The following is an 11,825-nucleotide window of genomic DNA, read 5'->3' as shown; positions in this document are numbered from 1 at the left end:
AGGGCACATGGCGGTCTTCGTCGCGCTCGGCGCGTTCCTGATGACGCTGGCGGGCGGCTGGACGGCACTGCGGGTGACCGACCGCCGCCATCTCGTGCTGGGCCTGGCCGGCGGCCTGATGCTCGGCGTGGTCGGCCTGGACCTGATGCCGGAGGCGCTGGACGCGGCCGGCACCGAGGTCTTCGGTGTCCCCGCCGCCCTGCTCCTGTTCGTGGCCGGATTCCTGCTGGCCCACATGGTGGAACGCCTGCTCGCCGGCCGGCAGGCCGCGCACGGCGCCGAGGACGGCGCTTCTCACGAGGGCAGGGCCCCCGAGGTGGGTCTGACGGCGGCGGCCGCGATGGTCGGTCACAGCGCCATGGACGGCGTGGCGATCGGCGCGGCCTTCCAGGTCGGCGGCGGCATGGGCGCGGCGGTCGCGCTGGCCGTCGTCGCCCACGACTTCGCGGACGGCTTCAACACGTACACGATCACGAGTCTGTACGGGAACGCCCGCCGCCGAGCCCTGGCGATGCTGTTCGCGGACGCGGCGGCCCCGGTCGCGGGCGCGGCCTCCACGCTCTTGTTCACGATCCCGGAGGGGGTGCTCGGCAGCTATCTCGGCTTCTTCGGCGGCGCGCTCCTCTATCTCGCGGCCGCCGAGATCCTCCCCGAGGCCCACCACGACCACCCCGCCCGCTCGACCCTGCTGTGCACGATCGCGGGGGTGGCGTTCATCTGGCTCGTGGTCGGAGTCGCGGGCTGACCCCGTGGTTCTTGACGGGCTCACAGTTTGCCGCCCCGGCCGCCGTCGCGCCGAGCGGGTGCGATGAGCGTGGAGAGATACGGCAGCGGAGCACCGTCGAGGTCGGCGGCCGGCCGGATGGACTCGGACTCCAGTCCGAGTGCCGACCCCCACACGGCGTCGTCGATCCGCCCGGTCTCCCGCAACGCCTCGGCCACCTCCTGCGACTGCCGCCCGAACTTGTACGCGACGACGGTCCCGGGCCCGTTCAGGGCGTCCTTGAGCGCGGCGGCCCCGGCGGTGACGGGTACCAGCGTGAGCGGCTCGGTCCCCTCGGTGAGGACGGCCCCCGAGCGTGCCGCGAGGTCCTGCATCGCGGTGATACCGGGCACCGTCTCCACGACCACGCCCGGCACCAGCTCGGTGATGGTCTGCGCGAGATAGGTGAAGGTGGAGTACACGTTCGGATCGCCGATGGTCGCGAAGGCGACGGAGCCCCGGGTTTCCAGCAGCCGGGCGACCCGCTCCCCGGCCGCGTCCCAGGCGGCCTCCCGCCGCGCCCGGTCACTGCGCTCGTTGAGCGCGAACACCACCCGTACGACCTTCTCCTCGGGCACGTAGTGCAGGACGGTCGCTTCGGCACGCCCCCGCTCGCCGCCGTCCTTCCCGTCAGCCGCGGCCATCACCGGGACCACGACCACCTCGGCCTCCCGCAGAGCGTTGACGCCCTTGACGGTCACCAGCTCCGGGTCCCCGGGCCCTACCCCGACTCCGATCAGTCTGCTGCTCATGACGTCCGGCACCTCTCCACGAACCGACGGGCGACACCGGGCTCGGACGCCCAGTGCGTGTGCAGATAACTCGCGTGCACACCCTGCTGTACGAAACCTTCGAGCCGCCGTCGGGGGGTGCGCACACCCCAGGCGGCGACCTCCCCCGCCCCGGGCTCCATCACGGTCCGGTGGAACTCGTGCCCCCGCATCCGCGTCCCGGCCTCGGCGAGCACGCTGTCGCTGACGGCCACGGCGTCCCGGTACCCGAGCGTGAGCCGTTCGCTCATCCGCGCGGTGGCGTCCAGCACTCCGCACATAGGCAGCCCGTCGAGCTCACGACAGAGATAGAGCAACCCGGCACACTCGGCGGCGACGGGAGCACCGCTCTCCGCGAGCGCCGCGACGGACTTGCGCAGGGGTTCGTTGGCGGACAGCTCGGAGGCGTACACCTCGGGAAACCCGCCGCCGATCACCAACCCACTTGTTCCGTCGGGCAGTTGCTCGTCCCGGAGCGGATCGAAGGTGACGACCTCGGCACCGGCCGCGGTGAGAAGTTCGGTGTGCTCGGCGTAGGAGAAGGTGAAGGCGGGACCACCGGCGACGGCGACTCTCACGGCGGGCAGTTCCTTGAAACGCCCGTCCGCTTCACTCAGCCCGTCCGGCGATTGAGGACGAGGCCGTTCAGGCCGAAGCGGGGGCCTGGGGGCGGCAGCCCCCAGGGACGGGACGGGAAGGGGCGGAGGGGGCGAAGAAACCAGCACCTCAGCCGCGTCCCAAGCCGCACCGGACAAGTCCCCCGCACTGCGCGCCAGCCCGAGCAGCCCCTCGAGATCACACCCGGAGACCACCTGCGCGGCCATGGCACCCACCGCATCCACGGCCTCAGCCCGCCGCTCGGCGACCGGCACCAGCCCCAGATGCCGCGACGGCGTATCCACCTGAGCCACCCGCCGCAGCACACCGAGCACCGGCACCCCGGCCGACTCCAACGCCTCCCGCAGCAGCTCCTCGTGCCGATCCGATCCGACCTTGTTGAGGATCACGCCCCCGATCCGCACTTCCGGATCCCAGGAGGCGAACCCGTGCACCAGCGCTGCCACCGACCGGGACTGCGACGAGGCGTCGACGACCAGCACCACCGGCGCCCGCAGCAGCTTCGCCACATGGGCGGTGGACGCCAGTTCACCCTCCCCGGCGGCCCCGTCGTACAGCCCCATCACCCCTTCGACGACGGCGATGTCACAGCCCCGCGCGCCATGCGCGAACAACGGCCCGACCAACTCCGGCCCGCACAGATACGCGTCGAGGTTCCGTCCCACCCGCCCGGTCGCGAGCGCGTGGTACCCGGGGTCGATGTAGTCCGGCCCGACCTTGTGCGGGGACACGGCGAGCCCCCGCGCGGCGAACGCGGCCATCAACCCCGTGGCGACGGTGGTCTTGCCGCTGCCCGAGGAGGGCGCGGCGATGACCAGCCGAGGGACGGAGGACGTCACCATTCGATGCCCCGTTGCCCCTTCTGCCCGGCGTCCATCGGATGCTTGACCTTGGACATGTCGGTGACGAGGTCCGCGAACTCCACCAGCTTCTCGGGGGCGTTGCGTCCGGTGATCACGACATGCTGGGTTCCGGGCCGGTCCCGGAGCACGGAGACGACCTCGTCGGTGTCGATCCACCCCCAGTGCATGGGATAGGCGAACTCGTCCAGCACGTACAGCTGGTACGTCTCGGCCGCCAGATCCCGCTTGACCTGCTCCCAGCCCTCCCGGGCCTTCTCCTCGTTGTCCATCTGCGAGTCCCGCTGAACCCAGGACCAGCCCTCGCCCATCTTGTGCCAGGCGACGGACCCGCCCTCGCCGGAGTCCCCGAGCACCCGCAGCGCCCGCTCCTCGCCGACCTTCCACTTCGCCGACTTGACGAACTGGAACACCCCGATCGGCCACCCCTGGTTCCAGGCCCGCAGCGCGAGACCGAAAGCGGCGGTGGACTTGCCCTTCCCGATGCCCGTGTGCACGACGACCAGCGGCCGGTTACGCCGCTGACGGGTCGTCAGTCCGTCCTCCGGTACGACACTCGGTTGTCCCTGCGGCATTACGCGGCCCTCCTCGAATCGCCCTGAACTTCCCTGACGAGACCGGCGATCGAGTCCGCCCGCAGCTCGTCCAACGTCACCGCCGTGCCGCCCAGCTCACCCGCGAGCTGTCCGGCCAGCCCCAGCCGCACCGGCCCCGACTCGCAGTCCACGACCACGGAGGCGACCGAGTCGGCCGCGAAGAGCCGGGCCGCACGCCCGGCGAGCGCCACCGGCTCCGGGCCGCCCGTGGCGCGCCCGTCGGTCACCACCACGACCAGCGCCCGCCGGGCCGGATCCCGCAGCCGCTCCACCCGCAGCACCTCGTGCGCCCGCAGCAGACCCGCCGCGAGCGGCGTCCGGCCACCCGTCGGCAGCGACTCCAGCCGCACCGCGGCCGCGTCCACGGAGGAGGTCGGCGGCAGCGCCACCTCGGCGGCCGAACCCCGGAAGGTCACCAGCCCCACCTTGTCCCGCCGCTGATAGGCGTCCAGCAGCAGGGACAGCACGGCACCCTTCACGGCACTCATCCGCTGCCGGGCCGCCATGGACCCGGAGGCGTCGACGACGAACAGCACCAGATTGCCCTCGCGCCCCTCCCGCGTCGCCTGCCGCAGATCGTCCCGCCGCACGACCAGCCCACGCCCCGACCGACCGCGCGCCCGCTGATGCGGCGCCGCCGCCTGTACGGTCGCCGCCAGGTGCAGCTTGGTCAGCGCCCCCCGGGGCCGCCGGGCCCCGGTCGTGCGCCCCTGCTCGGTCCGCGCCCGCGAACGCCTTCCCGCGGCACCCTCACCGAGTCCGGGCACGCTCAGCACCTTGGTACGGAAGGGCTCGGAGGCCCGCGTCGGCTGCTGCTCACCCGAGCCGCCGCCGGGGGACTGCGGCTCCCCGTCCTGCTCCCCGGCCTCGGGCCGCGCACCGGTGTCGCCGCCCTCGGGCCCCTCGGACGGCGGCTGTCCGCCGCCCCCGCCGTCTCCGTCGGGACCGGGCCCGTCGGGTTCCGGATCCTCGTCGTCCGAGCCGCCGAACTCCTCCAGGGTCTCGTCGAGCTTGTCCTCGTCGAGTCCGGGCGCGTCGAAGGGGTTGCGTCGCCTGCGGTGCGGCAGCGCGAGCAGCGCGGCCTGCCGTACGTCCTCCGCGAGCACGTCCGTCCGCCCGGCCCACGCGGCCAGCGCGGTCGCCGTCCGCGCCATCACGATGTCGGCCCGCATGCCGTCCACCTCGAACGCGGCACAGGTCGCCGCGATCTGCCGCAGCGCCCCGTCGCCCAGCCGCACCGACGGCAGCAGCTTTCGTGCCGCCACGATCCGCGCCCGTACGGCGGCCTCCTCGTCCGCCCACCGCGCGGCGAAGCCGGCCGGGTCGTCGTCGTACGCGAGCCGCCGCCGTACCACCTCCACCCGCTGGTCGGGCTCCCGCGAGGCCGCGACCTCGACGGTCAGCCCGAACCGGTCGAGCAACTGCGGCCGCAGTTCGCCCTCTTCGGGATTCATGGTCCCGACGAGCAGGAACTTCGAGGCATGCCGTACGGAGACACCCTCGCGTTCGACGTACGAGGCGCCCATCGCCGCCGCGTCGAGGAGGAGGTCGACCAGGTGGTCGTGGAGGAGGTTGACCTCGTCGACGTACAGGATCCCGCGGTGCGCGTCGGCGAGCAGCCCCGGCTCGAAGGCCTTGACGCCCTCGGCGAGCGCCCGCTCGATGTCGAGGGCGCCGACGAGCCGGTCCTCGGAGGCGCCGACGGGGAGTTCGACCATGCGGGCGGGACGCGGGGCGCCGCCGCCGGTCTCGTGCGGTCCGTCCGGGCAGTCGGGGTCGGGTGAGGCGGGGTCGCAGGAGAAACGGCAGCCGGGGACCACGAAGACCTCCGGCAGCAGCGCCGAGAGCGCCCGCACCGCCGTCGACTTGGCGGTGCCCTTCTCGCCGCGCACCAGCACTCCGCCGACCGCCGGGGACACGGCGTTCAGCAGCAGCGCGAGCCGCAGGTCGTCCTGGCCGACGACGGCCGTGAACGGGAACGGGGTACTCACTTGTCGTCGCCCTCCAAATCGCCTTCCAGCTCCAGGTAGGTGGCCCGCAGCCGTTCCAGGGTGTCCGCGTCCGGCTCGGCCCACAGCCCGCGCTCGGCGGCCTCCAGGAGCCGTTCGGTGATGCCGCGCAGCGCCCAGGGGTTGGACTTCTTCATGAAGTCCCGGTTCTCCTGGTCGAAGACGTACTCGGCGCTGAGCTTCTCGTACATCCAGTCGTCGACGACCCCGGCCGTCGCGTCGTACCCGAAGAGGTAGTCGACCGTCGCCGCCATCTCGAAGGCGCCCTTGTAGCCGTGCCGCCGCATCGCCGCCATCCAGCGCGGGTTGACCACCCGGGCGCGGAACACGCGGTGCGTCTCCTCGCCGAGCGTGCGGGTCTTCACCTGGTCGGGTGTCGCCGAGTCGCCGACGTACGCCTCCGGTGAGGTGCCCGTCAGATGGCGGACCATGGCGACCATGCCGCCGTGGTACTGGAAGTAGTCGTCGGCGTCCACGAGGTCGTGCTCGCGGGTGTCCACGTTCTTCGCGGCCACCGCGATCCGCTTGAACGCCGTCTCCATGTCGCCGCGCGCGGCCCGCCCGTCGAGCCCGCGCCCGTAGGCGTAGCCGCCCCACACCGCGTACACCTCGGCGAGGTCGGCGTCGCTGCGCCAGTTGCGGGCGTCGATCAGCGGCAGCAGCCCGGCACCGTACGCGCCCGGCTTGGAGCCGAAGACCCGGGCGGTCGCGCGCCGCCGGTCACCGTGCTCGGCGGTGTCCGCGTCGGCGTGCGCGCGCACGTAGTTCTGCTCCGGTGTCTCGTCCAGCTCCGCCACCGCCCGCACCGCGTCGTCGATCAGCCCGACCACATGCGGGAACGCGTCCCGGAAGAAACCGGAGATACGGACCGTGACGTCGATGCGGGGCCGGCCCAGTTCCGCCGGCGGGACCACCTCGAAGCCGGTCACCCGGCGCGAGGCGTCGTCCCACACCGGGCGGCAGCCCAGCAGCGCGAGGATCTCGGCGATGTCGTCGCCCTGGGTGCGCATGGCGGACGTGCCCCACACCGTCAGGCCCACGGATTTCGGGTACTCGCCGGTGTCCTGGAGATAGCGCTGGACCAGCGAGTCGGCGAGCGACTGGCCGACCTCCCAACTCAGCCTGGACGGAATGGCCTTGGGGTCGACGGAGTAGAAGTTGCGGCCGGTCGGCAGGACGTTGACGAGCCCGCGCGTCGGGGAGCCCGACGGGCCGGCCGGTACGTAACCACCGCTCAACGCCTTGAGGATGTGGTCGATCTCGTCCGTGGTCCGGGCCAGCCGCGGTACCACCTCGGCGCAGGCGAACTCCAGCACGGCGACGGCGGCGGGGAGTTCGGTGCCGAGCACCTCGCGCACCAGCGGCGCGCTCTCGGCGACCGCCCAGCCCCGCTCCTCCATGCCCTCGGCGAACCGCCGGCACAGCTGCTCCAGCAGGTCGACCGCGTCGGCCGCCGAACGGGCGGGCCCCTCGACGAGGTCCGTCAGCTCCACCGGCACCTTGAGCGGCGCTCCCGGCTCGGCGAGCAGCTCCTTCTCCACCAGTCCGAAGTGCTCGGCCAGCGACGCCCGCAGGCCCGGCAGCGCGTTCGCCTGCCCGCCCCACACCTGGGACGCCCGCAGCACGGCGAGCACGAGGTTCACCCGAGGCTCGCCGACCGGACCGCCACCGAGGATGTGCAGACCGTCCCGGATCTGCACGTCCTTGATCTCGCACAGATAGCCGTCGATGTGCATGACGAACTCGTCGAAGGAGTCGTCGTCCGGCTGGTCGTCGACATGCAGGTCGTGGTGCAGCTCGGCCGCCTTCACCAGCGTCCAGATCTGCGCCCGCACAGCCGGCGCCTTCGTCGGGTCCAGGTCGGAGACGAGCGCGTACTCGTCGAGGAGCTGCTCCAGCTTGGCCAGGTCGCCGTACGTGTCGGCGCGGGCCATCGGCGGCACCAGATGGTCGACGACGGTGGCGTGCCCGCGCCGCTTGGCCTGGGTGCCCTCGCCGGGGTCGTTGACGATGAAGGGGTAGATGAGCGGGAGTTCACCGAGTACGGCGTCGGGGGCGCAGCCGCCGCTGAGCCCGAGCCCCTTGCCCGGCAGCCACTCCATCGTGCCGTGCTTGCCCATGTGGACGACGGCGTCGGCGCCGAAACTGTTCTCCAGCCACCGGTAGGCCGCCATGTAGTGGTGCGACGGCGGCATGTCCGGGTCGTGGTAGATCGCGATCGGGTTCTCGCCGAAGCCGCGCGGCGGCTGGATCATCACGACGACGTTCCCGAACTGGAGCGAGGCGAGCACGATGTCGTCCCCGTCCACGTACAGGCTGCCCGGTGGCTCGCCCCACGCGTCCAGCATGCCGTCCCTGAGGTCCGGGGCGAGCGTGTCGAACCAGGCCCGGTAGTCGGCCAGCGGCACGCGCGCCGGGGCGGCGGCCAGCTGCTCCTCGGTGAGCCATTCGACGTCGTGGCCACCGGCGTTGATCAGCCGGTGGATCAGCTCGTCGCCGTTGTCGGGGTGGCCCTCGACGACGTATCCGGCGTCCCGGAGCGAGTCCAGCACCCGCACCGCCGAAGCGGGCGTGTCCAGACCCACGGCGTTGCCGACCCGGGAGTGCTTGGTCGGGTACGCGGTGAAGACCAGCGCGAGCTTCTTCTCGGCGTTCGGCTTGTGCTTCAACCGCGCGTGCCGCACGGCGATCCCGGCGACCCGCGCGGCCCGCTCGGGGTCGGCGACGTACACCGGCACGTCGGCCGTGTCGTCGTCGACCCGCTCCTTGAACGAGAAGGGGACGGTGATGAGGCGTCCGTCGAACTCCGGGATGGCGACCTGCATCGCCGCGTCCATGGGGGACAGGGCGGCGTCCGACTCGTCCCAGGCCTTCCTGGAGGACGTCAGACACAGCCCTTGCAGCACGGGGACGTCGAGGTCGGCGAGGGCTCCGATGTCCCAGGCCTCCTCGTCACCGCCGGCCGAGGCCTGCGAGGCGTGGGTGCCGCCGGCCGCGAGGACGGTGGCGACCAGGGCGTCGGCCTTCTGGAGGATCTCGTACAGCCCGGCGTCCGCGTCGCGCAGCGAACCGCAGTACACGGGGAGGGCGTTGACGCCCCTCGCCTCGATCGCGTCGCACAGCGTGTCCACGAAGGCGGTGTTGCCGCTCAGCTCATGGGCCCGGTAGAAGAGCACGCCGACGGTCGGACGGCCGGCCTCGAGCGCACGCTCTCCGTGCACCCCGAACTCGGGCATCTTCCGCGGCTCGACGAACCCCTCACCCGTCAGCAGCACGGTGTCCGACAGGAAGCGCGCCAGCTCGGTGAGGTTGTCGGGCCCGCCCTCCACGAGGTACCGCAACGCCTCGGCCACGACTCCGGCGGGCACCGACGACTCGGCCATCAACTCCGCGTCGGGAACGCTCTCCCCGCCCAGCAGCACCGTCGGGACACCGGACGCCTTCAGGGCCGCCAGCCCGTCCTCCCAGGCCCGCTTGCCACCGAGCAGTCGTACGACGGCGACGTCCGCGCCCTCGAGGAGTCCCGGCAGTTCCTCCGTGACGTCCACCCGGGTCGGATTGCCGATCCGGTACGAGGCACCCGAAGCGGCCCGGGCCGCCAGCAGGTCCGTGTCGGCGGTCGACAACAACAACACTGTGCTCATGCGGGCGCTCCCGGTGGAATGAAAGGCAGTCCTTGCGGCGCGCCGGACTCGATGAGCCGCCACAGCGCGTCCGTGTCCGCGTGCTGTTCGATCAGGTCGCCGAGCCGGTCGAGCTGCTCCTCGCGCAGCGCGGCGAACGAGGTGTCGGCGGCCGGCACGAAACGGCGGCCCGCGGCGGCCGCCACCTCGCGCAGGAAGGCCCGTCTGAAGCCGTCCGACTCCAGCGAGCCGTGCCAGTGGGTGCCCCAGGTCTGGCCGACCCGGCAGCCGTCCAGGCTGTGCCCCTGGCCGTCGGTGAGGAACGTGTCCCCGCCCGTGACATCGGCGATGCCGTGATGGATCTCGTACCCCTCGACCCGCTCGCCGAGGGCCTCCCCGACGGGCCGGGTGAGGGTCTTCTCGCGGGCGAACCGCACCCGGACGGGCAGGATCCCGAGCCCGTCCACATGCCCGCGACGGCTCTCGACGTCGTCCTCGATGTGCTCGCCGAGGACCTGGAAGCCACCGCAGATGCCGAGGACGGGCCGTTGCTCGGCGGCCCTGCGCCTGATGGCCTCGGCCAGCCCCCGCTCGTGGAGCCACTCCAGGGCACGGACCGTGCCCCGGGTACCCGGAATCACCACGAGATCGGCGTCGGCCAGCTCCTCGGGCCGGTCCACGAACCGCACGACGACGCCGGGTTCGGCGGCCAGCGCGTCCACGTCCGTGAAGTTGGACATGAGGGGGACCGCGCAGACGGCGACGCGCAGGACGTCCTCGCCGACGGGCGGGGAGAGGTTCGACTCCCGTACGGTCCCGCGCAGCGAGACACGCAGCCCGTCCTCCTCGTCGATGCCGAGGCCGTGCCGGAAGGGCAGGACGCCGTAGGTGTGCCGCCCGGTCAGCCCGTGCAGCATGTCGAGCCCGGGCTCCAACAGGCTGACGTCCCCCCGGAACTTGTTGACGAGGAACCCGGCGACGAGTTCCTGGTCCTCGGGCGAGAGCAGCGCGACGGTCCCGAAGAAGGAGGCGAAGACGCCCCCACGGTCGATGTCACCGACCACGAGCACGGGAAGCCGCGCATTGCGGGCGATGCCCATGTTCACGATGTCGGTCCGCCGCAGGTTGATCTCGGCGGGAGAGCCGGCCCCTTCACAGATCACCGCGTCATACGTGCCCCGCAACTGAGCGAGACAGTCGAGGACGGTCCCGAGAAGCTGTTGCTGCCGCCCACCGTGATAGCCGCGAGCACTCAGCTCCCCGACCGGCTTCCCCAGCAGGACGACCTGACTGCTCTGTTCACCGCCCGGCTTCAGCAGCACGGGGTTCATCGCCGCGGTCGGCTCCACCCGGCAGGCCTGAGCCTGCATGGCCTGCGCCCGCCCGATCTCCGCGCCCTCCCGCGTCACGAACGAGTTGAGGGACATGTTCTGCGCCTTGAAGGGCGCGACCTTGACGCCCTGCCGCACCAGCCACCGGCAGATCCCCGCGGTGACGACGCTCTTGCCGGCGTCGGAGGTGGTGCCGGCGACCAGAAGACCACCGTTCATGGCGTACGCCCCTTCGCTCGTTCCCCGGTCACGAGTCGTGCGGCGAGTCGTGCGGCGACGCTGACGACGAGCGCGAGCCGGCCGACGCGCCCCGAGAGGCGTACCGCCCGTTCGACGTCGTGCGACGTGACGGCCCGCCCTTCCCCGTTCAGCACGGGCCGGTGCTCCACCCGGCCCCCGTACGACAACGTCCCGCCCAGCCGCACCCCGAGGGCGCCCGCGAACGACGCCTCCACGGGCCCCGCGTTGGGACTGGGATGCTGTGCCGCGTCGGCCCGCCAGGCGCGCACGGCACCTCGCGGATCGGGTCCCGCGAGCGCCGCGAGGACGGCGGTCAGCCGCGCCCCCGGCCAGCCCGCGACATCGTCGAGCCGCGCGGACGCCCATCCGTAGCGCCGGTACCTGGGCGACTTGTGACCGACCATCGCGTCGAGGGTGTTGACGGCCCGGAACCCGAGAAGCCCGGGGACCCCGCCGACCGCTCCCCACACCAGCGCCCCCACCACGGCGTCGGAGGTGTTCTCGGCGACCGACTCCACGACCGCGCGCGCGATCCCGTCGGCGTCGAGCGCCTGCGGATCCCGCCCGCACAGATGCGGCAGCCGCGCCCGCGCCGCGGCGACATCCCCCGCCTCCAGCGCACGCCCGATGCTCCGGGCCTCCCGCGCGAGCGACGTCCCGCCGACGACCGCCCAGGTGGCGGCGCCGGTCAGCGCGACGGAAGCGGCGGGTGAGGTACGTACGGCACGAACGGCCGCGGACCCGAGCGCGACGGCGCCACCGGCGCACACGACGGCATGCAGAGAGCCCCAGCCCCGGTGGTCCCGCCACAACACCCGTTCCACGGCACCCGCGGCCCGCCCGAACAGGGCGACCGGATGCCCACGGCGAGGATCACCGAGGAGCAGGTCACCGAGGAGGCCGGCGGCGGCGCCGTACGCGAAGACGCGATCGGCACGCATGGGCTCAGCCGACCGCTGTCACAGACAGGGCGCAGCTACGGGATCTCGAACGGCAGCCGAGCATGGCGATATGT

Annotated in this window: 8 protein-coding genes; 1 reads left to right on the top strand and 7 read right to left on the bottom strand. The window is 72.5% G+C overall.

Annotated elements, in window-relative coordinates:
- The first annotated feature begins 7 nt into the window (after nt 1-7).
- Entirely contained in the window at nt 8-745 is a 738-nt protein-coding gene (locus OHA64_RS11050; protein WP_405611619.1) for a ZIP family metal transporter, read from the top strand.
- 20 nt (nt 746-765) lie between these two features.
- Here the strand turns inward: OHA64_RS11050 and cobI are convergent, their stop codons facing one another.
- From cobI to OHA64_RS11015, 7 genes are read right to left on the bottom strand one after another with little or no spacing between them, the layout of a single operon-like run.
- A complete protein-coding gene (cobI, locus tag OHA64_RS11045) occupies nt 766-1,515 on the bottom strand; it encodes a precorrin-2 C(20)-methyltransferase (RefSeq protein ID WP_405611616.1) in 750 nt (249 codons plus the stop codon).
- Nucleotides 1,512-2,993 (bottom strand): cobyrinate a,c-diamide synthase, encoded by a 1,482-nt coding sequence (locus tag OHA64_RS11040; RefSeq protein WP_405611613.1) that lies wholly within the window; start codon nt 2,991-2,993, stop codon nt 1,512-1,514. Before OHA64_RS11040 ends, cobI begins: the two co-directional genes overlap by 4 nt.
- The gene (gene cobO / locus OHA64_RS11035; protein WP_405611610.1) at nt 2,987-3,586 is read right to left on the bottom strand and encodes a cob(I)yrinic acid a,c-diamide adenosyltransferase; all 600 of its coding nucleotides are present in this window, start codon (nt 3,584-3,586) and stop codon (nt 2,987-2,989) included. Before cobO ends, OHA64_RS11040 begins: the two co-directional genes overlap by 7 nt.
- Nucleotides 3,586-5,598: a putative cobaltochelatase gene (locus OHA64_RS11030; protein WP_405611607.1), complete on the bottom strand. Its 2,013-nt coding sequence runs from the start codon at nt 5,596-5,598 to the stop codon at nt 3,586-3,588. Before OHA64_RS11030 ends, cobO begins: the two co-directional genes overlap by 1 nt.
- The gene (gene cobN / locus OHA64_RS11025; protein WP_405611604.1) at nt 5,595-9,260 is read right to left on the bottom strand and encodes a cobaltochelatase subunit CobN; all 3,666 of its coding nucleotides are present in this window, start codon (nt 9,258-9,260) and stop codon (nt 5,595-5,597) included. Before cobN ends, OHA64_RS11030 begins: the two co-directional genes overlap by 4 nt.
- On the bottom strand, nt 9,257-10,789 hold the full coding sequence (locus tag OHA64_RS11020; protein WP_405611601.1) for a cobyric acid synthase: 1,533 nt from the start codon (nt 10,787-10,789) through the stop codon (nt 9,257-9,259). Before OHA64_RS11020 ends, cobN begins: the two co-directional genes overlap by 4 nt.
- Nucleotides 10,786-11,751: a cobalamin biosynthesis protein gene (locus OHA64_RS11015; RefSeq protein ID WP_405611598.1), complete on the bottom strand. Its 966-nt coding sequence runs from the start codon at nt 11,749-11,751 to the stop codon at nt 10,786-10,788. Before OHA64_RS11015 ends, OHA64_RS11020 begins: the two co-directional genes overlap by 4 nt.
- Between the last annotated feature and the right edge of the window lie 74 nt (nt 11,752-11,825).

The sequence above is a fragment of the Streptomyces sp. NBC_00076 genome (assembly GCF_045041235.1).
GTDB lineage: Bacteria > Actinomycetota > Actinomycetes > Streptomycetales > Streptomycetaceae > Streptomyces.
The sequence above is the reverse complement of the archived record's forward strand: the minus strand, read 5'-3'. Positions and strand labels throughout refer to the sequence as shown.